We start from the raw sequence: 25,983 nt of genomic DNA on the forward strand, positions 1-25,983 counted from the left end.
TCAACGTCTCCATGACAAACAGGGTCGGCCTCAGGCACGCCGACGGATGAACTTGCGCCACAGCCAGACCCACAGCATCACCAGCGGGAACGTCAGGACGATGAACGGGAATGCGTAGCTGAATTTTTCCAGGGCATCGACCACGCCTGAGGTGAAGTTATCCAGCATGTTGCTGAAGGCCCTGCCCAGTTGCGAGGAACGGTTGCTGCTGCCCGTCGGTGCGAAATTCAGGGTCACCCGGTTGGTGTCCAGACGCATCTGCTGGCCCGCCGCGACCTGAGCCAGGGCCTGCAAGTCGTTTTCGATACCGGCCTGCTCCTTGCTCAAGGCAATCAGGTCACCGACGCTGATGTCGGTGCGTGTCGCCAGTGTGTCGAGGCGTTGTTGCTGCGCCTTCAGGCGTTCGGTGCGCCGACGCACGTCGTCCACGGCATCGGCCAGGTCTTCGGCGCTGGTCACCCGTTGGCCCAGTTCACCGCCTTCGGCGGCCATCGACACCAGTGGTTCAACGCCACTTGGGGCAATGCGCACGGTGATTTCGGCACGGTTCGCGCGTTGTTCGATGCGCAGCACGTTACACGTACCGAACCGCGCACTTTCGCAGGCTTCGCGAGTGGCGGTCAGGCGCGGTTCGATCAACGCCTGGGGCAGTTTCAGGTCCAGTTCGTGTTCATAGGCCAGTTGTGCGCCGCCGGTGCTTTTTACACCGTTGACGGTCACCGCAGAGGAAGGATGATTACCGGGCGAGCAGGCGCTCAAGGCCATGCCGGCCAGCAGAATCAATACGCTGGCGCGTAGTGGTGTGGGGTTGCCATCCTGTTGGCGCATCAGGGTTCCTTAACAATCGTCGATAGGTGCCGGTCGGGCCGGGGGCGGAACTGTATCGGGATTGGTCATCAAAAATCCAGTCGTTCAGGTGGACGGGCACGTGCTGCGGTGGCTGGTGGCTGCCTGGAGGATCAGCGCCGCGAGTTGTTTGAGGTTGTGCTGATGGGCCGCGACCAGATCGTCAAGGGTTGCCCCGGACGGCGTTTGCAGGGTGCTGCGGCAGGTCAGCGAGGTGGCGTTATCGCTGCGGCGCAGGCGCCATTGGGTGTCCAGCAGCGCGTACTGGCCGGGGACCGTGTCGAAGCGCTGCACGTCCACCCGCAACAGGACTTTTGCGCCGGAGGAGGTGCTGGCCAACTGATCGACCAGCGCGCTGCGCAGTTCTTCGCCGAGGCTGGCGCCCCACCATTGGGTTTCGAGGATGGCCAGGCCGCTGTTGCCCTGGCGCACCACGATCTGCGGCCGGTCGACCTGCGGCGGTACGCTGACGCTTTCAATCTGGATCTGGACGCCGTCGTTGCGCGCCGTGCCGCCCGGTTGTACCGGGGTCAGGGTGTGGTACTGAATCGGGTCGCTGCGGCAAGCGCCCAGCAGCAACAGTAAACCGATCACGGGGATTTTCAGCGACAAAGCCATGGCACGATCTCCTGTGATCAATTGCGCGCAGACGGTTGCAGGTCCTGCGCGGACGCGTCTTTGGGACGGCCGCGCAGCAGCGATTCGGGGTGCCGGCTCAGGTAGTCGGACAGTTCACGCAATGAGCGCGACATGCGGCCGAGTTCGTCCAGGGTCTTGGTCAGTTGTTCACGTTGCGGCGAGTCTTCGGCGAGGGTCGAGCTGGCCGATTGCAGGGTCTTGCTTACGTCCTGCAAGGTGGTTTGTACACCGGGCAGGGTCTGGGCGTTGAACTGCTTCAGGCCTTTGCGCATTTCCGTGAGGTTGCCGTCGAGGTTGTTGGCGATGCGCTCGATGGGCAGTTTGTTGAGTTTGTCGACCATGGCCTGGAACTGCTCTTGCAGCTGCTCAAGGCTGGCCGGGAGGGTCGGTATGCTCATGGGGCGTGCTGTGGGGTCAAAGGCCACTTTTTCAGCTTTCGGGAAGAAATCCAGGGCGATGTACAACTGGCCCGTCAGCAGGTTGCCGTTGCGAGCCTGGGCGCGCAGACCGTTACCCACAAAGGTGGACATCAGGCGGCCGATGGCCTGTTCGTCATCGGGATTGTGTTCCAGCACCTTGAGCATCTTGGTGTGAGCCCGGCCCAGGCGTTGCGGGTAAATCACGATGCCCACGTTGACCGGAAAGCTGCGCCGCTGTTCATCGAAATCCAGGTTCACCGCGACCACTTTGCCGATTTCCACGCCGAGGAATTCGACGGGTGCGTCGACCTTGAGCCCGCGCAATGCCTGATCGAAGCGCAGTGTCAGGAACTGTGCCTTGCCGTTTGGCGGGGCGAGGGCACTTTGCTGGTCGACGAACAGGTCAAAGGCCTTGTCTTCGACAGCGGACTGATCGTTGGGGTTGTAGTCCGGCGCCCGGAAGGCAATGCCCCCGAGCAGCAAGGCCGAGAGTGATTCGGTTCGCACCGAGACACCGTTGGCGCCCACGTCGAAATCGATGCCGCTGGCGTTCCAGAAACGGGTGTTATCGGTCACGAAGGTGTCGTTGGGCGCGTGCACGAAGATTTCGATGTTCACCCCTTTGCCGTCGGCATCCAGGGCATAGGACACCACTTGGCCTACCGGGATCTTGCGGTAGTAGACCGGCGAGCCGATGTCCAGCGAACCAAGGTCCTGGGTATGCAGGGTGAAACGCTTGCCCGGTTCGCCGTAGGTGATCGCCGGGGGCACTTCCAGCCCGATGAAGGTCTTGGCGCGACCATCGTCTTGCCCGGCGTCGGCACCGATGAAGTCGCCGGACAGCAGCGTGTCGATGCCGGACACGCCACCTGCGCCGATCCGCGGCCGCACGACCCAGAATTTAGAGTCCCTGCGGGTGAAGGATTCCGCCTGCTTGGCAAGTTTTATCGTGGCGTTGACGCTTTTCTGATCGCCGCTCAGCTCCACGTCGGAGACTTGCCCGATCACCACGTTGCGGTATTTCACCTCGGTTTTGTTGGCCGTCAGGCCCTGGCCGGTCTTGAAGTTGATGGTGATGATCGGGCCTTGTTGCAGCCAGTTGTGCACCACCAGCGATACCCCCACCAGCACCGCGACGATCGGCACCACCCACACCAGCGAAATGCTCCAGCGACGGGTCTTGATGGCGGCCTGGCCGGGCAATGGTTGCCCCTCAGTGGCGTGCGACTTCATCCATGACCTCCTCGGATGGTTGGTTTTCCCAGATCAGGCGCGGGTCGTAACTCATGGCCGACAGCATGGTGAACACCACCACCAGACCGAAGAACAGAATCCCCGGACGCGGCTCGATATCACCCAGCGCCTGGAATTTCACCAGCGCCGCCACCAGGGCCACGACCAGCACGTCGAGCATCGACCAGTAGCCAATGAGTTCGACGAACCGGTAGAGCTTCGAACGCTCGCGGCGCGCCCAGAGGCTGCGGCGCTGGGCAGTCACCAGCAACAGCGTGAGGGCGACAAACTTGACGCCCGGCACCGCAATGCTGGCAATGAAGATGATCAGGGCGATGTCCCAGGCGCCGTGCTCCCAGAACTCCAGCACACCGCTGATGATGGTGCTGTCGGAACCGCTGCCGAGCATGCTGGTGTTCATCACCGGCAGCAGATTGGCCGGTATGTAGAACACCAGCGCCGCCAACATGTACGCCCAGGTGCGGGTCATGGAATTGATTTTGCGCGGATGCAGCGGCGCGTCGCAGCGGTCGCACGTGTCGGCGTGGTCGGAAATGTCGCAGGCTTTCCCGCAACTGTGGCACAGGCAAAGCTTGAGGTCGCTGGCCACTGGCGGGGTGTTCATAGGGTGTCCCACAGGTCGCGCACATCGCGACCGGCAATGCGGATCAACAGCAGGCTCAGGGCCGCGAGGGCGAACAGGGCCGATGCCGGGCAGCACATCCAGCAGGCCGGCGAGTTTGAACACCGCGACCATCGCCCCCAGCAAACACACCTCGAGCATGCTCCAGGGCCGGAGGGTTTCCAGCCAGCGCATGCACACCTTGAACGCCGGCGAGCGCCGGTTGGCCAGGGCAAAGCTCAGCACCCAGACCAACAGCAGGAGCTGGAAGACCGGCGCAATGATGATGGAAATGGCCGCGACCAGCGCAATGAAGGTGATCGGCCCCTGGCTGAGGGCCAGCACCGAATCCCACAGGGTGGCGCTGTTCTTCAGGCCTTTGAGGCTGATGCTCATGACCGGGTAGAAATTGGCAAAGATCCACAGCACCGTGGCCGTCAGGGTCAGGGCCAGGCGTTGTTGGACCGTCAGGCCGTTGTAGCGTTGCAGGACCGCGCCGCAGCGCAGGCACAGGGACTTTTGGTGCTTGGCGAGCGTGGCTTTTTCATACACGCAATCGCAGTGCTCGCAGATGATCAACTGCTCGGTGTTCATCATGAGTCGCGCTCGGCAGCAGGGCAGGGAACGGCAATGGACTCACTCAATATAGAAGTGCATCGCGATAGAGCAAATTCTGCGCGTGCGATAGCGGGCGTCGCAGCCACCCGGTCGTGTACGGGCGACCGGGCGGCTCGTGGCGGCGGGCGGGTTATTCGCCGCGGATGTATTGCTCCAGCTGCTGAATCAGCTCGGCCTGCTCGGCAATGGCTTCCTTGACCAGGTCGCCGATGGACAACAGCCCCAGCAACTGGCCGTTCTCCACCACGGGCAAGTGGCGCAGGTGCTTGTCGGTCATGATGCCCATGCAGGTCTCGACGGTTTGGTGCGAGTCCACGGTGATCACGGGCGAGTTCATGATTTCCTTGACCGGTGTACCGACCGAAGACCGGCCCTTGAGTACGAGTTTACGTGCGTAGTCACGTTCACTGATCACGCCCACGATCTCGCCATTTTCAACGACGGGCAGGGCACCGACGTTTTTCTCGGCCATTTTCATCAGTGCTTCGAGCACCATCTGATCAGGTTTGATGGTGTGAACCTGTTGGTTCTGGCTGGCCTTTAGTTTCAGCAATTGCGCAACGGTCTTCATGAGGCCTCTCCACTCTTGTTATCGGGGCAGCCGCAAGCCGCCCGGTCGGTTATTACAGCATCGTAGACGTACGCGTGTCGGGCAAGGTCCAAAGCGGCACATATAGGGTAGAAAAGCGTCATTGGTGGAGGTTTTTCAGCGAAACCGGTCAATCCGCACCGTGCGCAGGATGCGGCGGGCTATCGACGCCGAGGGCGAGTAGAATTGCCGGCTGAAACGGGCATGTGAGGTTGCAGTGGTGGATTTACAGCAAGGATTCGTCTTGACCCGGCACTGGCGCGACACGCCCGCCGGGACTCAGGTCGAGTTCTGGCTGGCGACGGATGCCGGCCCGCGTTGCGTCCGGTTGCCGCACCAGCCATCGGTAGCGTTTATGACGGCGGCGCAGCGCGAGCAGGCCGAGCCGTTGTTGCGTGACGAGCGCGGGGTCGAGCTGCGTCCGCTGGCCCTGCTGGACTTTCATCATCGCCCGGTGCTGGGCCTCTATTGCCAGCAGCACCGCCAGTTGATGCACCTGGACAACGTCTTGCGCCGGGCCGGCGTGGATGTCTACGAAGCTGATATCCGACCGCCGGAACGCTATCTGATGGAGCGTTTCATCACCGCCCCGGTGTCGTTCAGCGGTACCCCGGACGGTGACGTGCTGTTAGTCGACGCGCAGATGAAACCGGCGCCAGACTATCGGCCGCAGCTCAAGCTGTGTTCGCTGGACATCGAAACCACCGCGCAGGGCGAGCTGTACTCCATCGCGCTCGAGGGCTGTGGCCAACGGCAGGTGTACATGCTCGGGCCGCCGAACGGCGACGACAGCGCCGTGGATTTCGCGCTTGAATACTGTGATTCCCGAACCCTGTTGCTGAAAAAACTCAACGAATGGCTGGCCCTCCACGACCCCGACGCAATCATTGGCTGGAACCTGGTGCAGTTCGACCTGCGCGTGCTGCATGAACACGCCCGTCGCCTGGCAGTGCCGCTGCGTTTGGGGCGCGGTGGCGAGGAAATGCAGTGGCGCGAGCACGGTTCGGGCAATAACCACTATTTCGCGGCGGCTGCCGGCCGATTGATCATCGACGGCATCGAGGCGTTGCGCTCGGCGACCTGGAGTTTCCCCTCATTCAGCCTGGAGAACGTCGCCCAAACGTTGCTGGGTGAAGGCAAGTCGATTGATAACCCGTACCAGCGCATGGACGAAATCAACCGCATGTTTGCCGAGGACAAACCGGCTCTGGCGCGCTACAACCTCAAGGACTGCGAACTGGTGACGCGGATCTTCGCCAAGACCCAGCTGCTGACCTTCTTGCTGGAACGCGCCAGCGTCACCGGCCTGCCGGCCGACCGCAGCGGCGGCTCGGTCGCGGCGTTTACCCACCTCTATCTGCCGCTCATGCACCGCCAGGGTTTTGTGGCGCCGAACCTGGGCGAACGGCCGCCAGAAGCCAGCCCCGGCGGTTTCGTCATGGACTCGCAACCAGGGCTCTACGAATCGGTGCTGGTGCTTGATTACAAGAGCCTGTACCCGTCGATTATCCGCACCTTTCTGATTGACCCGGTGGGGCTGATCGAAGGCCTGCGCCACCCCGATGACCAGGCGTCGGTGCCGGGTTTTCGTGGGGCACGCTTTTCCCGCTTGCGCCACTGCCTGCCGGCCATCGTGGCGCGGGTGGCCGAAGGGCGCGAAACCGCCAAGCGCGAGCACAATGCGCCGTTGTCCCAGGCCCTGAAAATCATCATGAACGCCTTCTACGGCGTACTCGGTTCCAGCGGCTGCCGCTTTTTCGATACGCGGCTGGCGTCGTCGATCACCCTGCGCGGGCATGAAATCATGCTCAAGACACGCAAACTGATCGAAGCCCAGGGCCACACGGTGATCTATGGCGACACTGACTCCACCTTTGTCTGGCTGCGGCGCGCCCACGGCCAGCAGGAAGCGGCGCAGATCGGCCAGGCGCTGGTCGCCCATGTCAACCAATGGTGGCGCAGCCATTTGCGGGACGAGTTCGGGCTGGACAGCGCCCTGGAATTGCAGTTCGAAACACACTTCAAACGCTTCCTGATGCCGACCATTCGCGGCGCCGAGGAGGGCAGCAAAAAACGCTACGCCGGTCTGGTCACCCGGCCCGACGGCACTGACGAGATGGTCTACAAGGGCCTGGAAACCGTGCGCACCGATTGGTCGCCGCTGGCCCGGCAGTTCCAGCAGGAACTCTACTTGCGCATTTTTCACCGCCAGCCCTATCAGGACTATGTCCGCGACTACGTGCGCCGGACCCTGGCCGGCGAGTTCGATGAGCGATTGATTTATCGCAAGCGGCTGCGCCGGCCTCTCGATGGGTACCAGCGCAACGTGCCGCCCCACGTGCGGGCAGCAAGGACCGCCGACGACTACAACGACCGGCAGGGACGGCCCCGGCAGTACCAGAACGGTGGCTGGATCAGCTATGTCATGAGCGTTGCCGGGCCCGAACCACTGGAAATCCGCCAGGCACCCATCGACTACGACCATTACATCACCCGGCAACTGCAACCGGTGGCCGACGCCATTCTGCCGTTCGTCAACGACGACTTCGCCACGTTGATCGGCGGGCAGTTGGGGTTGTTCTAGGGCATTGAAGGCGTGATCGCCGGGCACACGCGATTGCGCCCGTTCTGCTTGGCGCGGTACAGCGCACGGTCGGCGGCTTCGATCAGCGGGCTCGCGACCATTACATCAGGGTTGAACGAATCCAGAGTCGCGACGCCAATGCTGACGGTGACGTGCCCGGTCTCGCAGCGTGCGTGGACCAACCCCGCTTCCACGACATGGTGGCGCAGCCGTTCGGCAATGTGCCGTGCAGCGTCGGCGCTGGTGTTGGGCAAGACCACCGAAAATTCTTCACCGCCATACCGGCACACGGTGTCGCCGGGACGCATCAGGCTGGCCCGAAAGACCTGGGCGAGGCGGCGCAGGCAGTCGTCGCCGGCCTGGTGCCCGTAGTGGTCGTTGTAGGCCTTGAACTGGTCGACATCAAGCATCAGCAGCGAGAGTGGACGCTGCTCGCGGGTTGCCAGTGCGATCTGGGTGAGCAGCATTTCATCGAACCGACGGCGGTTGGGCAGGCCGGTGAGGTAGTCGTTTTCCGCCAGTTCACTGAGCCGGGCATTGACGGCGGCCAACTGCTCGTAACTGCGCGCGAGGGCCTCGCGCATGCGCTGTTGTTCGCTGACATCGGTCAGCGCGATAGTCATGCCAATGACGTGAGCATTGGGATCGCGCACGCTTTTGACGGTCAGCAGGTAGCTGTGGTCGTTGCGCTCCAGATAGCTTTGCGCAACCGTGCGACCCAATTCCATCTGCGTGAACGCCTGGGGAATGTCCGCCGTGGCGATGGGCAGAAAGTCCTGGGCGTTGCGGCCCGGCAGCAAGTTGGCGTCGACCCCGAGCAACTCGGCCAGGGCATGGTTGGCATTGACGAACAACCCCGCCCGGTCGATCAACCCCAGTGCAATCGGCGCGGCGGCGTACAGCGCTTCAAGCTGAACGACGCGCGTGCTCAAGGGGCCAATGGACGGCGAGATGTCCCGGTCGATGCCGCGATAACCTTTGAACACGCCGTTTTCGAACACGGGCACGCCGCTGGTTTCCAGCAACACCAGCGTGCCGTCGGCGCGCACGTTGCGATTGATCAGGCCACTGAAGGGTTTTTGCTGCGCAACAATCGCTGCAAACGTCTCGGCCAGACGCACGGCTTCGTCCGCAGGCATCAGGTCGAAGGGCGTGCGGCCCAGCACTTGTTCGGGGGTATACCCAAGTAACTGCCGAATGTGTTCAGAACAAAAGGTATAGCGACCCTGGGTGTCCACCTCCCACAACCAATCGGAGTTGTGCGCAATCATCTCGCGCAATTGCTGGATTTCGAGCTGGTGCACATTGGTCTGATCGGTCATGGATGTCTTCGAGCGAAGGATTGCAGCCGGACGGCCGCACCGGGCTGAGCTTAATCGAGGGTTCTGGAAGCAGCAATGTGCGCCGCGCAGAGGACGGTGTATTCCTGACAAGGCCGGGGTATTTGCCTCGGATCGGATGTTTTTGCAGGCGGATTTTGGCGCACTATTATATTTAAATGGAATAACTAGAGACTTATTCATTCCTTTGTTAATGGTTTCTTCGGGTGCATGTTAGAGGCCTGCCCAGCGATCACGATGGGTTCACCCAGACAGGAAGCCTCGCCATGACCATCAAAGCAATCAACGTTCGCAACCAGTTCAGAGGCGTCGTCAAGGAAATCGTCGAAGGTTCGGTGGTGTCTGAAGTCGATGTGCAAACCGCGTCGGGCATCGTCACCTCGGTCATTACCACGCGCTCCATTCGGGACCTGGAACTGGTGGTCGGCAGCGAAGTCATTGCCTTCGTCAAATCCACCGAGGTGTCGATTGCCAAGCTCTGAGCCACGCACGTTCAAGGCTCTGGGATCCAGGGCCCGGTCAGCTCCAGCAACCCCCGGCCGCCACGGCGCAGGCAGGCCAGCACCGATAACCAGGGCAGGTCGGTGAGGATGACCTGCGTCGCGGCTACCAGCCGAACATCACCCGCCGTGCCGCCTGCCGGGCCACCATCGGCCACGTACACCGTGAGCCAGTGACCCTGTGTTTCGAGCACCAGGCACACTTGCAAGCCCTCATCCACGGTCAGCAAACCGACTTTCGCACCCTCGACGTTTTCCATGCCGGCAAAACGCGCGGTGGCGTCTTTGAGCAACTGATAGCCCGGCAAGTTGCCCAACACGTGCTCCTCCAGTGCGCTGAAGAGCTTTGCTGCCGGTGCGGTTTTCGCCAGCAACCCGGCAAAAAAACACACCAGGATCAGCACCAGTAATGTCACCAGAGTCAGCACGGCGACGCCGGCAATGTCGTAGCCGGCAAACATCGGCAGTAGTTTGTGCACGGGGCCGCGCAGCAGGTTCAGGGCTTTTTCCAGCACAACGGCAATCAGCAGCAGCGGCAGGATAAACAGCAAGCCTCCCGCCACCGTGGTTTTGATGAATCTGAACATGGGCACTGCCTCGCGTCGTACCCTCCGGGCACTGGTGCTCCAAGGCTAGCTGATGAAGGCGAGCAGGGCCGAGCCGATGATGTTGGCGGTTCAGCTGTTGAATGCCGGGCTCAGGCGAGCGGCGCAGTCGGGCAGTGAGGGATCAGTTCACGCACTTCTTGGGCGGAGTCGCGTTGCCCCAGTGACTCCAGCATCGACGCCAGGATCTCCAGGTAAAACCTCTCCATGGCCAGGAACTGATAGCCGTTCGGCGGCCCCCAGAAGCCATAGACTTCGACCTGGCCGTCGGGAATGCAGAGCTTTTCCACTTCCCGTTGGTACTCGTCCAGGTCCTCGGGATAGATCACGCCAAAGCCACCGTCGCTGTCTCCCCAGCCAGAGCGCTCCCTGGCGAACCCGGCCAGTTGATCAATGCCTTGAAATACACCAATGACTTCACGAATTCTGTTCTCGTCTTTTTCCATGACAGGCTCCCAGGCCAGATAATCTGGCGCGGATGATACCTGTTCCCGTCAGGTGACCGGGTGCGTCAGGCCCATCGAGAGACAGGCGCTGACGTAGCCGGCCGAGGGTCAGAAGTTGTATTTGAAACTGGTCATGATGTTGCGCGGCGCCCCGTAGTTACCGTAGGAGCCGGCATAGCTGTAGTACTCGCGGTCGAACAGGTTGTTGAGGTTGACCGAAGCGCTGAGCTGTTTGCTGATGTCGTAGCGCGCCATCAGGTTGGTGATCGCGTAGCTGCCCTGGGTGAAGGTGTGCAGGTCGTTGCCCACTTTGCTTTGCCAGTTCACGCCACCGCCCAGGGTCAGTTTGTCGAACGCGCCCGGCAGGCGGTAAGTGCTGAAGGTCTTGAGACTGTGGCGCGGCAGGGTGGTGTTGATGCGTTTGTCATCGGCGTCAGTGGTCACGGTGTAGGCATACCCGGCGCTGGCCTGCCAGCCTTCGGCCAGTTCGCCATTGAGTTCGAACTCCATGCCTTGGGACGTGGTGTCTTGCTCGGACTTGTAGATGTTGCTGCCCGGGAATTCGGCCTGCCACACGGCGAGGTTGTCCTGCTGGAGTTTGAACAGCGCCATGCTGGAGTTCAGGAGACCGTCGAAGTGTGTGCCTTTCACACCCAGCTCATACCCTTTGCCTTGCATTGGCTCCAGTGACCGGTTGTTTTTATCGCGTACCCAGGAGGCTTGCGGGTTGAAGATGCTGGTGTAGCTGGCGTACACCGACCAAACGTCGGTCAGGTCGTAAACCACCCCGGTGTAAGGGATGAACACCCCGGTTTCGCGGCTATGGGTTTCACTGCGCGAACCGTTCGGCCCCTCTTCGGTATCGCGTTTCCAGTCGACCAGACGTCCCCCCAGGATCAGGTTCAGATCGTCGGTCAGGTGGAACCGGCCGGTGAGGTAGGCGGCGTACTGGGTTTCCTCGGTGGACGACTTGTCGACGACCGGGAAGTCCGGTTTGGAGTTGTTGCCGTGGTAGTTGAACAGGTTGTCGATGGCTCCGGCACTGGAGCCCGAATAGTCATAACGCCAGCCGCCGTACCTCGGCACGTTCTCGTTGTAGTTGGACAGGGTCAGCCCGCCGATCAACTCGTGTTCACGGCCAAACAGGTTCAGTGGCCCGGTCAGGTACAGGTCCAGGTTGTCCTGGCGCGGAATACCGGAGAACCGCACCGGCAACAGGCTGGTGCCACTGCCGTCGGGTTGCAGGGTGCCGTTGAGGTAGGTGAACAGCTCATCGAATTTGTTTTCGGTGTGGGTGTACTCGATCTTGCCACTCCAGCCGTTGCCCAGTTGTTGCTCGATGGAGGTGAAGTAACTGGTCTGCTCATGGTCGTTATAGGACCAGTCAGGCGAGCCATTGGTCGAGCGGCTCAGGTCGGTCCGGGCACCGTTGGGCAAGCGTGTTGGCAGGCCGGAACGCAGGGGCGCGTCGACGTCGGTGCGCAGGTAACTGAAGCCCATCGTCAGCAAGGTGTCTTCGGTCAGGTCGAATTCGGTGATGCCGTACAGCAACTGCGATTGTTCTTTAAAACGGTCGATCCAGGCACCGCCAGTTTTGTAGTCGGCCACCAGTCGGCCACGGACGTTACCGCTTTCGGTCAATGGGCCGGAGACGTCGAACCCGGTGCCATAACGGTCCCAGTTGCCTGCTTCGCCAGTGACGCTGGCCTGCGCTTCATCGGTCGGGCGTTTGCGGATCAGGTTGATGGTGGCCGCCGGGTTGCCCAGCCCGCTGATCAGGCCCGTGGCACCGCGCACGACTTCTACACGGTCGTACTGGGCCATGCTTTGGGAGTAGTTATCCATGCGGGTGACGGTTGGCACGCCGTCGATTTCGACGTTCTGGATCTGAAAACCACGAGACCAGAAACTATCGGACTCGGTGCCCATGCCATCGCGGAGCACAATGACTCCGGGGGTGGCGTCCAGGGTGTCGACCAGGTTCGTCAGGCGTTGGTCGTCGAGGCGCTGGCGGGTCATCACGGTGAGCGACTGCGGCGTTTCGCGCGGGGTCAGGTTCAGGCGCGTCGAGCTGCTGGAGGACTGCGTGGTGTAGGAACCGGTGGCTTCGGTGGTCGAACCGGGGGCCTTGCCGGAAATGGTCAAGGCGTCCAGTTGCATGGCGTTTGTGCTCGGGCGTTCGGCGATACGGTAGGCACCGTTGGCACCTGGCACCGCTTGCAGGGCCGGTGCCGCCGAGTAACACTTCCAGGCCACTGGCCACGTCAAAGTGTCCGTTCAGACCTTGGGTCTTGCGGCCCTCGGTCAATTCGGCAGGGTAGCTGACCAGCAAATGGGCGGTCTCACCGAATCGCGCCAGCGCTTCGCTCAATGGCCCGGCCGGGATGGCGAAGTCGAGCTGGTTTTGCGCAGCCTGTACCTGTGTTGACGCCAGCCACAGCGGGCTGGTGGCGGTCATGCAAACAATGCCGTGCAGCACCGCGGCGGCCAGTTGCTGTTTGAGCGGGCGTGTTTGATTCGGGTGGTGCATGGGTTGTTCCCCAATGAAGTGGTCGTTGGGGATACAAGTCTCGCGAGAAACGAAAACGGCTCACCCACCTGCAAACAAAATCAGCTGTAAGCGTTTTTTGGTTTCAGCGTGACCCAGTAACGGGTCATTCGGTGGATGTCCAGGGCAAAGGTTTCGCCCAGGGCTGTCAGCACTTTATCGGTGTCGTCCAGCGGAAAAGTCCCGGAGATTCGCAGCTCTGCAATCAATGGGTCGCACCCCAGATGACCCGGGCGATAGCGTGCAAGGTCCGCAAGGAAATCAGCCAGGCGTTGGCCACGCGCAACGATCATGCCTTGGGTCCAGGCCAGTTCGCCGGCATCCTGAGGGCGCCGGGCCAATTGGCCTTGCCTGTCGAAGCTGATGATTTCGCCGTGGGGCAGCGGGGCGAGGGCGGTCGATGGCGCCAACGGAAACACGCCGAGGCCGCCCTGTACCGCGCTGGCCTGGGTAAACCCGTTGCGCTGGCGTACGGCAAATCGTGTGCCCAACGCCTGAATCCGGCCCTCGGCGGTTTGCACCCACAATGGGTGCCCGTCGACAGAGGCGACATCGACGATGATTTCCCCGCGGCGCAAGCGGATCAGCCGTGCCTGAGGATCGAAATGCACGTCAATGGCGCTGTCGGTATTGAGCTGCACCGTCACGTGTTCGGCGAGTTGCAGCGTGCGGCGTTCACCCACGGCGCTGCTGAAATCACTGGACCAGTCTTGCACCAGCGCGGTGTCCCTGGCGCCCCAGGCAACCCCTCCGGCGGCGAGCAGCACCGCCAGATTTTTCAGGGTGCTGCGGCGCGACAACATCGGTGACAACGTGGCGCTGGCCAACGCTTTCTGGTCGGGCGAACGCAGCGCGCTCATGCGCAGCGAAAAGGCGTGGGCGCGCTGCCAGGCCTGTTCGTGCAGCGGATCGGCCTGACGCCAGAGCAACCAGCGTGCGCGGGTTTGCTCCGACACCTGCGGTTCTTGCAATTCCAGCAACCACTGCATGGCCTCTTCGGCGATGTTCAGCGGGATAGCGCCAGCGCCGGGCGCACGTTGAGGCGCGCTCATCGCCGGGTCAGCCCCAGCCAGCGTCAAGGGTGATGCACAGCGCACCGGCCTTGACGATATAGCGTTTGACGGTGGCGATGGACACGTGCAGGCGTTCGGCAATCTCGCCGTGGCTCAACCCTTCGAGCTGGGACCAGAGAAACGCCTTGCGCACCGGCAGCTCCAGACGTTCCAGCACGGCGTCCAGCTCCAGCAGGGTTTCCAGCAAAATGGCTTGGGTTTCGAGGTCTGGGGTTACGGCTTCAGGCAAGCTCGCCAACGTCAGTAAGTAGGCTTTTTCGAGCTTTTGCCGACGGAAGTGATTGGACAGAACGCTCTGTGCCACCGTCGCCAGAAAGCTTCGCGGCGCCCGAATCTCGATCGGTTCGGCTTTGCTCAACACGCGAACGAACACGTCTTGCGCCAGGTCCGCCGCACTGTGTGAACAACCCAACCGGGACCTTAGCCAGCGTTGCAGCCAGGAATGCTGCTCGCGGTACAGGGCCGCGAGACCGTAAAGGCTTGCCGGAGGAGTCGAAGGCATGGAGTACGCACAGAGTGAGATGAGAGGGGGTTGCTAATGATAATGGTTATCATATTGGCCGCCGGGAAACCTGGCAAGCGCCGGTTCTCGCGTCCCTCTCTGTTCCTGCGCAGGATTACTCTGGCTTAGGCTCGTGTTTCACCAAGCGCGCAGCCACCAGGAACGTCACCAGCATGGTGACACCACCCCACAGCGCTGGCCCGACTGTCGGGATGGGACGCAACAGCAGAAAACCGACAGTCGATGCCGCGATAGCTACAATCACCGCCAGTTTCTTGTCCGCCGTGATCGAAAAAAACTGGCCGCAACCTTTGCACTCACGGGCACCGCCCGGTTTGCTCGGGCCCATGAGCGCACGTGAAAAAGGGCTGATGTTTGTAGCGCAGTGAGGGCATTTCATTGAATAACTTCCTTGCTATAGGGATGAGTACTAAAACGGTGTAACGGACAGGGTAGGGCGCTATCTTCGGGCATTAACGCGTGACGGTTGGCCGAGGGCTTTGTCACAACCTGCCTGAAAATGCGGGCGGCATTATAGAGGCGATTGGATCCATTTGTCGTAGCGCAGGGCTCACTATTTCCCGGTTTTGAGGACTGGTTCCGCAGGCTTCTCAGTTGTTTCGGTCAACAGAGTCTGCTTGGCCGCCTGGAAAACTTCCTTCGCAGTAGCTTTCCCAGAGGTTGTTGACGAATTCAATGTCTGCCTTGCAGTCGAATGCCATTGCAATCAACCCGAAGTCATCCGACACATACCCCGCCAGGTCGGCATTCTGGGTTAGGTGGAAGACTTGCTTGAATACGGATTCCCTTATTGATGTGGTTGTTTCGCTCTCGGAGTATTCACCCGTGTTGAGCGTGTCATGGCTGGTGCGCCAGGGACTATCGAACTCGGTAGAGTCACGGGTATCCAGATTTTCGTTCCAGTCAATGTTTCTGCTGAAAATACGCGCCAGGAAGGTGTGGTTGCTTACTTTTTTGAGGACTTCATTTTGGGTTGTCATGTGTGGGCGATTCGATCTGTGTCATTAGTGATACCGTTGATGGTTGGGTTGTCTGTATGAAAGGCTTTAGTCATTGCAGGCTACTGTTGAAAAACCCACTTTCAAACTCTGTGGCACTGATCGTTGGGTTTGTCGTACTGGTAATGCACCTGTTGAACCTGGGCGTCGGCAAGGTGTACGGGGTATGTATGAGGTATTCAGTACTCCTCCGTTATGGATATCGTTGCTCTTGGTATCCGTTTGGGAATACATTAGTGATTTTGATCATCTCGCCATCTAAATACTTAAACAAAACCTGGTGGCTGGAGTAATCGTCTTGATCATGCTCTTTTTGCTTGATCGTAATCGACGTAAGCCTGTTGTTTTCATACAGGTAGTTATAAGAGCTCTCGCCATATTTTCCAAAGTTGATTTCCTGCACAATCCTGCCCGTATCAAGCGAGCTGAGCATTATATTTCTTATGCTGCCTCCGGAATTAAAGCAGATGCTTTTAAATTCATTGGCCTCGTAAAAATAAAACGCTCTGTTTTTAATTTTTCCTGATTGCCCATAAATCTCAGTTAATATAACTCTTTCTTCTATGTCGAAATAATATATATGAGTGTTTTTGATGTTCTTGGGTAGTGCTTTAAGTTCTTTGCCCAATTTAAAGCCGGATCTCTGGATCTCAAATGGCCTCAGGTTGTATAGCGCGCCTTTGCTTATTACATTTCGTACGGCGCGTGTTTTGACGCTACTTAGATAAGTGTCCAGAAAAGAATCAGCTTTAGGCTGTATCTCGTGGAATTGCTCATTAAGCCAATGAAGTTCGTTCATGCCAGGTTACGTCGCTCTGTGTGTTGCTCCTGGGGTAGGCGAAGACGCCTTGCCAGAGCAAGCGGGTGTGTTGGGTTTGCTCGTTTTGGGTGACCTGTTTGCCGATGCGTCGGCCGACGGCGTCGTACTGGTAACGGGCCCTCGCTGCTCAGGGTGGTGCCTTGCCAGGTCTGGGCGTGGATGAGGCGGTTTTCACTGTCGTAGTGAAACCGTTGCATCGCGCCGCTTGCGCTGGTTTTTTCGCTGAGGTTGCCCCAGGTGTCATAACTGAAACGCAGGTCTTTGAAGGCCAGGATGCGGTTGTCCGGGCGGTTGGCTGCGGTGTCAGAATCGCTGAGTGCTTCGTAGTGCTACTCGACACTGAAGTCGCGGCCGACAAACCTCGCATCGACCTTCGGTTTAGAGAGTCTGCTCACTACACTCGAGTACTTCGCGGAGGGGGTTGATCACTTGTTGCACTGATGAAACCCATACCCAGCATCAGTGATACTGAGCGGCAACATCGCTTCATTGAGACGCTCATGCCTTGGCATATTGAGCAGTGCACGACGAAGTGACACTACAACCGCACGCGAGTTGTGCGGGCTCAAACACCATTGGGCGCCCATCATGAATCGCAGTCCCATCACCACCGGACACCAATGGGAAATTGCCTTTGTGTGCTGGGCAAAATGCTTTGTCACCCAGCAGGCATTGCAGAATGCCATTCACCGGAAAACCACTGGCTTCAATCATGGTCCCACCGCCGGAATGCTGATCTCCCAAGCGGATTGCGCCTCGTCCAGACATGGTTACTTCCTTTTAGTATCAATCGATAGGAGCAGTTGTGGTCGTGTGGTTATCGCTCAAAACCCCGATGGCAAAACATGCGGATCACGCTGGCGCACGATGGCGAGAAATTGATCGAGCAACTCGTCGTGCTCGGTGATTGCACCGGGCAGGCAGGTGATGGCGGCATAAGGCGTCTTCATCAGCGGGTGATCGATTTCGCTCGGGTTGGGCAGGTCAAGTAAATCACGTAGGCGTAATACGGCGAGGATCTCGGTGGGGTGTACGGCGAGGAACACTGAGCCGAACTCAAACTTCCCGCTGTCATCCTCACGCTCAGTCAAGGCAATGCGCTCAACGTGGGTATCGCAAGCAACCAGCAGCGCCGGCAGCAGTGCGTCAGGATCGGGGGTGCGCCAATTGGCAACCAACTGCCCCCAGGCGGGGTCACGTGGCAAAGCGTGTTTTTCCAGATCGAGGGGTTGGCCCAACCAGTCGCCGATGATAGTCAGGCCGAAGGCGGCGTAGCGCAGTGTTGTGCCAAGCGGTAGATCATGACCATCGCTGATGCCATAGCCGCCTTCGATACTGGCGAACAATGTCTCATGGTAGGATTTTACGAGTTCAGTTTGCCCTGTGGCGATTGCTCCCAGCATCAGGTGAGTGGCCCCATCCAGATCGCCAATTTTTATACGGTTAGAGCCTTTTCCGTTGTTGATGTCGATTATTTCCGCATACAACATGCGTGCAAAACCATGGGCCAGATGCTGGTTAGCTGATGCCCATTGCCCTGTCCCAGCGGCTAGTAGGCTTTGCTTTATCTCCTTCATCCCCAATGCAAACAATCCGAAGATTCCATCAACGGCTGCCCCAACATCACCGTGGCCTTCAAGATACTCCTCAAAGTCAGTAATCGGAAAAGAGCGCCCTGATGCCCATTCTTTTGTTCCACGCAGACTCTTTTTTAGCCTGTCCATAGCATTTTTGGCCATTGTTTTTATCGCGTATTCAGTTGTATGCCGGAGTCACTAGAAACTAGCTAACTCAAGCCACCTTAGCGTTGATAATGTAGGTGGCTTGCAGGGGAGATGTCGTTACCGTTCACAACCCAGGTGGCAAAACATGCGGATCACGCTGGCGCACGATGGCGAGAAATTGATCAAGCAACTCGTCGCGCTCGGTGATTGCACCAGGCAGGCAGGTGATGGCGGCGTAAGGCGTCTTCATCAGTGGGTGATCGATTTCGCTCGGGTTGGGCAGGCCAAGTAGATCACGCAGGCGTAATACGGCGAGAATTTCGGTGGGGTGTACGGCGAGGAATTCGGAGCTGAATTCAAACTTTCCTGTATCGCTCTCGCGTTCAGTCAGCGCGATGCGTTCCACGTGAGTATCGCAAGCAATCAACAGTGCGGGCAGTAGTGCGTCAGGATCCGGGTTGCGCCAATTGGCAACCAGTTGCCCCCAAGCAGGGTCACGTGGTAAGGCGTGTTTGTCCAGATCAAGGGGTTGGTCTAGCCAGTCGCCAATGATGGTCAGGCCGAAGGCAGCATATCGTAGCGTCGTGCCAAGCGGTAGATCATGGCCGTCGCGAATGCCATAACCTCCCTCGATAGCGGAAAACACTGTTTGGTGAAAGGGTTTCACGAGTTCTGGCCGGCCCATTGCGATAGCGCCTAGCATCAAATGAGTGGCGCCATCTAGGTCATCGAACAGCATACGCGTGGAGTTCTTCAGATCGATTAAATCAACAGTCTCCGAGTAAATCATACGCGTAAAGCCATAGCCCATATGTTGGTTGGCTAGCTTCCACTGTCCTGACTCTGCGGCCAGCAGACTTTTCTTTATCTCCTGCAGTCCCAATGCAAACAACCCGAAGAATCCACCTACGGCGGCCCCAACATCACCCTGGCCTTCGAGATACTCCTCAAAGTCAGTTGTCGGAAAAGAACTCCCTGATGCCCATTTTTTTGTTCCACGCAGACTTTTCTCCAGTCTGCTCATAGCGTTCTTTGCCATTATCTGTCACCACGTATTAAGTTGTATGCCTGAACCGTTGCCAACCAGTTTGCTCAAGTTTCCCTGCGAGTCGAAGAATATCTGAGCATGGAAGTACTCAATCCTTCCATTGCGTTGAGCGCTATCAATGGCTTTCATTTTTTCGCGATAATTTGGCTCAACCTCGGCCATCTTCTCGGGTGTCCATCCACTTTTTTGCGAGCTGATTTTCTTTCTCAAACTTTGAAGCTTTCCCGCCCCACCCCCTTGCTGAGTACTGTTGAACCTAGGCGTCTTCGCTCCCCCCAAGGTCGACTTGGTCTCAATGACCAACAGCGTATCCTCTGTAAAGGTAAAGGTCTTGGTGGGCGCTATACCATTGCTGCCGTCGATCACGTGACGCATGGCATCCGTAGGGGTGCGTACGGTTATAGAGGGTGGCGGTGGCACCCAGACCAGCATATCGAGACCATGGCCGCTCTTGTTGGACAGCCCGAAGCGGTTGGGGATTTTCGCATTGTTGCTATAGCCGAGGATCCGACCGGGGAGCACGCCCCATTGCTTGATCAGGGAGGCTGCAAATGCTTCTTCGCCTGCATCCCCGACCATCTTGCATATACGGCCCACGACCTTGAGGCTACCGCAGTGCTGAATGATCAACAAACTCAGTCGGGATTGCAGGGAGTTGGACATGACGGCGTAGTTGGCTTTGCCCATTGGGGTGGAGTAGCCAACCTGACTGCTATTAGTGTCCAGCGAAGGGCGGTCGAACCATTCGCCAGGGCCAGTCTCGTTACCGCTGTTTTTGGCACTGGCGCCGGTCTCGCGCTTGGTGCCGCGCAGTTCGATGGCCAGAGGTTCGGCCGAGGTATGGCCACCTAGTCGCTTGCGCTGTTCTTCGTTCAGTACCTTGACGTCGAGTGCGGCTGACGCTGGTGCACGCCGTATCTTGCGCAGGATCCAGCGCGCCCCGCCAAACGCAGCCGGCGTCAACATCACGAGGTTGATGAACATGAACACCTGACGGCCACGCTCGCCCCCGTCCTTGGGGTCGGCGAGTCTGCCCAGGCTTGCGAAGAGCTTTTCCCCGACATCGATGTTTTCGCCGGTGATGAGCTTGGTACTACCGCTGCCGATGGCATTCAAGGCCAGCGCCGTGTCAATGGCGGCAATGGCATAACGAATACCCTTGTAAGCTCCGAAGAGACCACGGCCCATTGTGCCCACGACGGGGACGAGCGTCAGGACGCCGAAGACGATTTCCGTCACGGCATAGACCTTCATCCAGGTCTTGTCGATTTCCTTGGCCCGTTGGTAGTGCTGTGCCAGGTCCCGGGCTGCTTTAGCTGGGTCGTACTGGCCGGTGATGGTCCAGTCGAAGTGGGGCAGCGCAGAGCGCTCTCCACGTGGACCGATCGATCGGTCATCGACATAGCGGGCGGAGGTAAAGGTCCAGAAATAGATGCGACCGCTGTGGAAGACGAAATTGCTACTGCCGCACGCAATGGTTGGGGGTGTCGGTTGGATACCAGCAACCTCGGCCCAGAAACGCGGAGTCACGTAATCTTCGGTTTCAATCTCGTCGTCCATACAGACGAACTCATAGCCCTTGGCCGCCAGAAAAGAATAGAGCTCAGCGAGATAAGCCTCCCCATGTGTCTTCCCGAGACTATCAATGACCTGCAACAAGTAGCTGTCACGGAAATTCTGGACCTTGTCCTTGATCCATTTGTTACTGGTAAACCAGTCCGCAGTAGCCGCCTTCTCGTTGGAGGGGATACCCAGCAGCAAGTCCGCATCACGCGGCCCCGATGGGCCGTTGATAGCGAAGGGCACTCCCAACTCAGCGCACGCTGTGCAGGTGACTTTTGGGCGTGGCGCTTGGTCATCCATTGCGTCCTGAGCCATTTTCTCGTAGCTGGCATTCACTGCTTCGTTAGCCATGGGCAGGCTCCGTGAGGGCGTTCTGATGTTGCTGTAGAAAGGTCACCAACGCACTGGTTCGCGCAGGCAGGTTGGCCGCGTCGCTGAGGGATTGATGCAAGGCTTGAAGCAGTGGATTGACGTGATAGAAGCGACCAAAACTCGCCGCCAGCAAGACATGGTGGGTCAACAGGATCAGGCTATCGCGCTCCATGTCTTTGAGTTCATCGGTGGGCAGAGGCAGCGGTATTCCCATTTGCTCATAACCCAGGCGTTCGTACGCCGTCAGCTTTTTGCGCTTGATCGGGGGTAAGCCGAAGTACTCGCAGGCGTCGGCTTCGTACAGCGTGAGGATATGTAATACGTCTTGCGCATCGACTACGCCGCGCAGTTCGGCCAAACGCTGAAAGGCGGACCACATGTCGTGCTGGTTGAGTTGTTCAATTGGAATGAACAGGGTTTCGAGGGTCACGGCGTGCATGCGGGATTGCACGGCTTCGAGCTGCTGGCGCAGTTTGATCGCGGTGTTCAAGGCCATATCCAGGCGTGAGTCTTCTGCCATGCCTTCATCGCTGAAGATCAGAGGCACCAAGGCGTATGCAGGGTCATGCTCCCAATTCAGCCCCAGCAAGAAACTGATCATGATATGGATGCTGTACTGGCGCCCCTGATCGAACTGTGCGGTTGTGGCGTTGACGCTGGCCAGGTCAACGAAACCCGGCACGCACTCCGGTTCACTGGGCAGGCGGGGCAGGACGGGGGCCATGGTTTCGCACAGGTAGCGGGCCAGCCGGCGATTGGCCTGTTTACGCTCTATGCGCTCCATGGCGCCAAGGTCTATGGAGGGTAAGGCCATCAGACGGCCTCCTGCACAACGACGTCATACCAGACAAGGGAACCGTCGAATTCGGCGACGGTGTCACGTTGTTGCTCGAACAGAGGTTGCACCCGCTGTGACAGGGCCGGTTTGCGGATCATGAAAATAGAACTCTTCGATGCCACCGTCGGCAAAGAGCCGCGCTACGGTCACAGGCGTGTGAGCGATTGAGGCCACGTACAGATGCAGAGAGCCTGGACTGCCAATACGCAGGAAAAAGTACCGCCCCTCGTTCTCGAATTTGCTGAAGCGACGCAAGTGTTGCCAGAGATCGTCGAAGGACATCCGGGTGAACAGCCAGGTCAAGGCAACCTTGTCGTAGTTGTCGCCCAACCAGGTATCGAAATCACCTCCTGGTTCGATCTGACACAGGTACGGGGCGTGTTTTTCCAGTTCGCTCTGTGACTCCAGACGCCACAGTGAACGATGGTTGACAGAGTGGAACTCCAAGCGGGCCAACAGATTGCGGTCGGCTAAGGCCTCTATCAGGACGAACATCCGTACGTTACTTGCACGACTCGCCAGCCCACGATCATCGAGATGCTGATAGGCACTCATGCTTTGTCCCCTTTGGCGAAGGGGCATTGTTCGATCAGCGGCGAGCCTTGGTTAATGGCCGCCTCGATGGCTTGAACCTGGTCGCCGGCAGGAGCAACGATACTCACGTTCCCCTTGAGCCGGATGTTGGGTGCATCCAGGGTGATGCCACTGCTGTCGAGAAGGATTTTTCCAGCTGGCCCACGAATCAGAATGCTGTCGGTGCCCTGTAGCTGGTACTCGCGGGTGAGGGTACGCAAGGCCGTTTTGACCTCGATGGATTGCACACCCTCGATCACGATTTTTTCGTTTTCGCCGACCGTCACAAAGTGGCTGGCGGTGATGTCCTCTTGCAGTGTGTTACCGACCTTGCGCACTTCGTTGCGATCAATCGTGACGAAAACATCCTGGCGAATGTGCTCCTTGCGGTTACGACTGACAGTGTTGGTCTCGTCCTGGCCGATGGTTGTGATGCGGTCGCGCACGACGCCGATGGTCTGGTCATTACCGATAGAGACCGTCTCATCATTGTTGACATGGATATTCTGGTCTTTCTGCGCGTGAACGTAGATCTCTTCCTGCCCGGCTTTGTCTTCAATCCGTAGTTCGTTGTAGCCACCGCCGCCCAGGCTGCTGTTGGTCTTGAACACGCTACGGGTTTTATGCGCCGGCAGCTCGTAAGGGACTGGCGTTACATTGTTCGGCACGCAACCAGTGATCAGCGGTTTGTCCGGGTCGCCTTCAAGGAAGGTGATGAACACTTCCATGCCGATGCGCGGGATGACCACCTGGCCGTAACCGGGGCCTGCCCAACTGGACGCCACGCGCACCCAGCAACTGCTTTGGTCGTCGTAGCGGCCGTCGCGGTCCCAGTGAAACTGGACTTTGACCCGGCCGTGTTCGTCGCAATAGATTTCCTCGCCCTTGGGCCCGGTCACGATGGCGGTCTGGCTGGCCAGCACGGGTTTGCGCGGTGGCAGCGGTGGCCGGTAGAAAGTGGCCCAGGGGATGGCGTTGAACGTGTTGCGGTAACCCTGGACAAAGCCGTCCGAGACTTGCACGTCGCTGGTGATGGACTCTTCGAGGACTTGCGGTTGCTTGCCTTCATGGCACACCTCGGTCAGCAGCCACAGGTCGTTCCACTCGGTGCGCGGGTGCTCGCCCAATTGCAGAAAGTGGCCGCAGACCAGAGTCGGCTGGTCGCTTTTACCGGCGACCTGGCGGTAGTCGGCGCGATGACGTTCCAGAGCGTGCTGGCTGAGCAACTTGCCCCGCTCGCGATCAATGAACTGGCCTGGGTAGTCGTAGTCTTCCAGGTCAGGCTGTTTGGCGTCCTTTTCCGGCTCGTAGTCAGACTCCAGCAGCATTCGCGGTTTCTTGAAGTCGTAATCGCGGCGGGTGGTGCGGCTGGTGCGTGCTTCCAGGCGCAGGTCGAACGCCTTGATCACCGGCTCGGTGGCGGCCATGCCGCTGTCCGGCTGGTAGGCGGTGGGACGGCCGAGTTTGGGGAACACGGTCTGGTCGTCGCCAAACACCAGCACATGCCCGGTGCGGCTGTGCTGAAAGTGGTAGTGGATACCTTCTTCCTCGCACAGGCGCTGGATGAATTGCAGGTCCGATTCGTCGTACTGCACGCAGTAGTCGCGCGAGGGCAGCGCGGTACTCAGCGCAAACCGATAGGCATTGCCCAGGAGGCCGTGCTCTTCGAGGATCTGCGCAATGATGCGGTTGACCGGCAACTGCTGAAAAATACGTTGGTTGTGGCGTTGGCTCAAATAGGCGAGTTGCGGCCTCAGCGTCACGCTGTAGCGGGTCAGGCGTTTGCCGCTGGCCCCTTGGGCGACTCGGTAGACTTGCCCGTGAATGCCGCTGTCGGTGTCGTTGAAGGCCAGAAAGGCTTGCTTGTGCAGCAGGCTTTCGAGGTCCAGGTCCGGGCGTTCGCTGACCAGTTCCACTTCGAAGGCAAACGGCGTGCTGAGCGCCTCCTTGCCGGTAAAGGAGAGCACTTGAAGGTCATGCGCAAGGTTGTCGATAGACAGGCTGAAATGCGTCTGGTGGGCAGGGCTGAACATCCATTGTTCCTCAAGCGCCGAAGTGACATCGACCAGCAGAGCTGGCCGATGTGTTGTAACGGTCGGCCAGACTTAGCCAGCGACCGGGGAACGCCAGTCATCGGAACCCGAAGTACCGGATACTTCGTGGGTCCAGGTGATTTTGCGGTAGGTGAAGTGCACGTCTTCCAAGTGGGTGAAGTGCGAGTTCGCCGGGTCCTGGCAGTTGTGCATGTAGTCCTTGATGTCCACGATGATCGCGTCTTCAAGTTTGGTGGTGTAGTAGTGCTCCTGGGTGCCGGCAGCGGAGGTGCGGTACCACTTGATTTCGATAGTGGTCATGCGCTCGCCCGAGGTCAGGGCAGCCAGCAGCAGTGGGGAAGCCTTGTCGAAGACTTTGGTGATAACCACGGGTTTGTGAACGCGTTGGCCGGTGGGTTGGCCGGATTGCGGGTCACGCGGGATGATGACTTCGTGGCTGAAACCCTGAACCATGACCTGGTCTTCGTGACCTTCCTGGTAGGTGTTGCCAACGGAGTCAGCGGTGAAGGCGCCGGCGGTGATCAGGCCTTGTTTTTCGCCGGTGACGGACATATACGCTGGTGTTGCCATGGATGCTCTCCTTGCTGACATAAATGAGATAGCCCGGGGGCGAAATCGCCCGGTGGGTGATCTTTATGTATCAAGGTTTGTGCCATGTATTAAAAATACTATTTAAATCAAATAGTTATGCGTCAAAGGCGTAAGAATTTGCCTTGTTGCGCGTAGGAAAGGTCGCCAAAGTGCGCAAGAAGTTGCGCAGTACTGCGCAAGAAGTTGCGCACTCGGCTACAGGTCAGGTGGGCCGTGGGCTGTAGGGGATTTACGAGCGGGTTTCTGGAAACAAGTGCGCAAGAAGTTGCGCAGTTGTGTTTTTCTGTCTGGACCAGGAAAGGCCCCGCCCTGGTTGGCCTCGACCCGTGCGTTTGAGTGCCTTTGGCGGCGTCGGTTCGGATCAGCGGCCGGGTGGGCTGTCGAGTGTTTCCAGCAGGTCGTCGAGGCGATCCCGAAGCTTCGGGGTCTTCGATAACACGATGACTTGTGTGGCGGCATCGACTTCGACGATGTAGAGGCTGTCGCCCACATCAACGCCGAGCTCCTGGAGCGCTGCATCCGGAATGCGGATGACTCCGTCCCCATTCCAGTCTTCGATGGTGACTTTCAAGCTGTTCATGGTCATCTTTCCTGTGGTGCTTTTTAAGTACAGGGTATCGGCCGGGGCAGGGTACCAGACACGCACAATTCGTCCGACAATGGCGTTGAAGATCTACAGTGATTCTGACCCATGCCGGTCCCATCCGGTCGAGGGTCGGGCCGGGGACTTCATGCGATTGCCTGATAACAAATACCGCTTGTCGTGACGCGTAGCCATTTCGAGCGTCTTTACCTTGGACAAATGACACTATGCCGC

Annotated in this window: 26 protein-coding genes and 1 pseudogene; 2 read left to right on the forward strand and 25 right to left on the reverse strand. The window is 59.0% G+C overall.

Annotation, left to right across the window (positions count from 1 at the left end):
- Nucleotides 1-30: 30 nt before the first annotated feature.
- From AABM54_RS11230 to AABM54_RS11255, 6 genes and pseudogenes are all read right to left on the reverse strand, one after another.
- Nucleotides 31-828, reverse strand: a complete 798-nt coding sequence (locus tag AABM54_RS11230) for a DUF4349 domain-containing protein (protein ID WP_347905528.1) — start codon at nt 826-828, stop codon at nt 31-33.
- An 84-nt stretch (nt 829-912) separates the two neighbouring features.
- Nucleotides 913-1,464 (reverse strand): PqiC family protein, encoded by a 552-nt coding sequence (locus tag AABM54_RS11235; protein WP_347905529.1) that lies wholly within the window; start codon nt 1,462-1,464, stop codon nt 913-915.
- A 17-nt stretch (nt 1,465-1,481) separates the two neighbouring features.
- Nucleotides 1,482-3,137, reverse strand: a complete 1,656-nt coding sequence (locus tag AABM54_RS11240) for an MlaD family protein (protein WP_347905530.1) — start codon at nt 3,135-3,137, stop codon at nt 1,482-1,484.
- A complete protein-coding gene (locus AABM54_RS11245) occupies nt 3,118-3,762 on the reverse strand; it encodes a paraquat-inducible protein A (protein WP_347905531.1) in 645 nt (214 codons plus the stop codon). The genes AABM54_RS11240 and AABM54_RS11245 overlap by 20 nt, the downstream gene beginning before the upstream one ends.
- Nucleotides 3,759-4,356, reverse strand: a pseudogene (locus AABM54_RS11250) (paraquat-inducible protein A). The gene AABM54_RS11245 and the pseudogene AABM54_RS11250 overlap by 4 nt, the downstream one beginning before the upstream one ends.
- Nucleotides 4,357-4,507: 151 nt before the next feature.
- Nucleotides 4,508-4,948 (reverse strand): CBS domain-containing protein, encoded by a 441-nt coding sequence (locus tag AABM54_RS11255; protein WP_347905532.1) that lies wholly within the window; start codon nt 4,946-4,948, stop codon nt 4,508-4,510.
- A gap of 238 nt (nt 4,949-5,186) precedes the next feature.
- Between AABM54_RS11255 and AABM54_RS11260 the strand changes: the two genes are divergently transcribed.
- Nucleotides 5,187-7,550: a DNA polymerase II gene (locus tag AABM54_RS11260; protein WP_347905533.1), complete on the forward strand. Its 2,364-nt coding sequence runs from the start codon at nt 5,187-5,189 to the stop codon at nt 7,548-7,550.
- Here the strand turns inward: AABM54_RS11260 and AABM54_RS11265 are convergent.
- A complete protein-coding gene (locus AABM54_RS11265; RefSeq protein WP_347905534.1) occupies nt 7,547-8,872 on the reverse strand; it encodes a sensor domain-containing diguanylate cyclase in 1,326 nt (441 codons plus the stop codon). The genes AABM54_RS11260 and AABM54_RS11265 overlap by 4 nt on opposite strands.
- A 284-nt stretch (nt 8,873-9,156) precedes the next feature.
- Between AABM54_RS11265 and AABM54_RS11270 the strand changes: the two genes are divergently transcribed.
- A complete protein-coding gene (locus tag AABM54_RS11270; protein ID WP_347905535.1) occupies nt 9,157-9,372 on the forward strand; it encodes a TOBE domain-containing protein in 216 nt (71 codons plus the stop codon).
- 11 nt (nt 9,373-9,383) lie between these two features.
- Here the strand turns inward: AABM54_RS11270 and AABM54_RS11275 are convergent, their stop codons facing one another.
- The 18 genes from AABM54_RS11275 to AABM54_RS11355 form a co-directional block, all read right to left on the reverse strand.
- On the reverse strand, nt 9,384-9,977 hold the full coding sequence (locus AABM54_RS11275) for a hypothetical protein (protein ID WP_347905536.1): 594 nt from the start codon (nt 9,975-9,977) through the stop codon (nt 9,384-9,386).
- 110 nt (nt 9,978-10,087) lie between these two features.
- Nucleotides 10,088-10,441 carry a hypothetical protein gene (locus AABM54_RS11280; protein ID WP_347905537.1) on the reverse strand — a complete coding sequence of 118 codons (354 nt, stop codon included), beginning with the start codon at nt 10,439-10,441 and terminating at the stop codon, nt 10,088-10,090.
- A gap of 108 nt (nt 10,442-10,549) precedes the next feature.
- Complete coding sequence (locus tag AABM54_RS11285) at nt 10,550-12,697, reverse strand: TonB-dependent siderophore receptor (RefSeq protein ID WP_347905538.1); 2,148 nt, start codon at nt 12,695-12,697, stop codon at nt 10,550-10,552.
- A 354-nt stretch (nt 12,698-13,051) separates the two neighbouring features.
- Nucleotides 13,052-14,041, reverse strand: a complete 990-nt coding sequence (locus AABM54_RS11290) for a FecR domain-containing protein (protein ID WP_347905539.1) — start codon at nt 14,039-14,041, stop codon at nt 13,052-13,054.
- A gap of 7 nt (nt 14,042-14,048) precedes the next feature.
- On the reverse strand, nt 14,049-14,564 hold the full coding sequence (locus AABM54_RS11295; RefSeq protein WP_347905540.1) for a sigma-70 family RNA polymerase sigma factor: 516 nt from the start codon (nt 14,562-14,564) through the stop codon (nt 14,049-14,051).
- 115 nt (nt 14,565-14,679) lie between these two features.
- The gene (locus AABM54_RS11300; protein WP_347905541.1) at nt 14,680-14,913 is read right to left on the reverse strand and encodes a hypothetical protein; all 234 of its coding nucleotides are present in this window, start codon (nt 14,911-14,913) and stop codon (nt 14,680-14,682) included.
- Between the two features lie 262 nt (nt 14,914-15,175).
- Nucleotides 15,176-15,565 carry a hypothetical protein gene (locus AABM54_RS11305; protein ID WP_347905542.1) on the reverse strand — a complete coding sequence of 130 codons (390 nt, stop codon included), beginning with the start codon at nt 15,563-15,565 and terminating at the stop codon, nt 15,176-15,178.
- 211 nt (nt 15,566-15,776) lie between these two features.
- Nucleotides 15,777-16,382 (reverse strand): hypothetical protein, encoded by a 606-nt coding sequence (locus AABM54_RS11310; RefSeq protein WP_347905577.1) that lies wholly within the window; start codon nt 16,380-16,382, stop codon nt 15,777-15,779.
- A complete protein-coding gene (locus tag AABM54_RS26900) occupies nt 16,379-16,678 on the reverse strand; it encodes an RHS repeat domain-containing protein (protein ID WP_367576138.1) in 300 nt (99 codons plus the stop codon). Before AABM54_RS26900 ends, AABM54_RS11310 begins: the two co-directional genes overlap by 4 nt.
- A gap of 223 nt (nt 16,679-16,901) precedes the next feature.
- Nucleotides 16,902-17,171 (reverse strand): PAAR domain-containing protein, encoded by a 270-nt coding sequence (locus AABM54_RS11315; protein ID WP_347905595.1) that lies wholly within the window; start codon nt 17,169-17,171, stop codon nt 16,902-16,904.
- A gap of 56 nt (nt 17,172-17,227) precedes the next feature.
- Complete coding sequence (locus tag AABM54_RS11320; protein ID WP_347905597.1) at nt 17,228-18,142, reverse strand: hypothetical protein; 915 nt, start codon at nt 18,140-18,142, stop codon at nt 17,228-17,230.
- Between the two features lie 109 nt (nt 18,143-18,251).
- Entirely contained in the window at nt 18,252-19,166 is a 915-nt protein-coding gene (locus tag AABM54_RS11325) for a hypothetical protein (RefSeq protein WP_347905599.1), read from the reverse strand.
- Nucleotides 19,167-19,172: 6 nt separating this feature from the next.
- On the reverse strand, nt 19,173-21,089 hold the full coding sequence (locus tag AABM54_RS11330) for a hypothetical protein (protein ID WP_347905600.1): 1,917 nt from the start codon (nt 21,087-21,089) through the stop codon (nt 19,173-19,175).
- A complete protein-coding gene (locus AABM54_RS11335) occupies nt 21,082-21,924 on the reverse strand; it encodes a hypothetical protein (RefSeq protein ID WP_347905602.1) in 843 nt (280 codons plus the stop codon). The genes AABM54_RS11330 and AABM54_RS11335 overlap by 8 nt, the downstream gene beginning before the upstream one ends.
- 63 nt (nt 21,925-21,987) lie before the next feature.
- Entirely contained in the window at nt 21,988-22,503 is a 516-nt protein-coding gene (locus tag AABM54_RS11340) for a DUF4123 domain-containing protein (protein ID WP_347905604.1), read from the reverse strand.
- Nucleotides 22,500-24,554: a type VI secretion system tip protein TssI/VgrG gene (gene tssI / locus AABM54_RS11345; RefSeq protein ID WP_347905605.1), complete on the reverse strand. Its 2,055-nt coding sequence runs from the start codon at nt 24,552-24,554 to the stop codon at nt 22,500-22,502. Before tssI ends, AABM54_RS11340 begins: the two co-directional genes overlap by 4 nt.
- Nucleotides 24,555-24,626: 72 nt before the next feature.
- Nucleotides 24,627-25,145, reverse strand: a complete 519-nt coding sequence (locus AABM54_RS11350) for an Hcp family type VI secretion system effector (protein WP_347904712.1) — start codon at nt 25,143-25,145, stop codon at nt 24,627-24,629.
- 382 nt (nt 25,146-25,527) lie between these two features.
- The gene (locus AABM54_RS11355) at nt 25,528-25,746 is read right to left on the reverse strand and encodes an AbrB/MazE/SpoVT family DNA-binding domain-containing protein (protein ID WP_347905607.1); all 219 of its coding nucleotides are present in this window, start codon (nt 25,744-25,746) and stop codon (nt 25,528-25,530) included.
- Nucleotides 25,747-25,983 lie beyond the last annotated feature (237 nt).

This window comes from Pseudomonas purpurea, assembly GCF_039908635.1.
Taxonomy (GTDB): Bacteria; Pseudomonadota; Gammaproteobacteria; order Pseudomonadales; family Pseudomonadaceae; genus Aquipseudomonas; species Aquipseudomonas purpurea.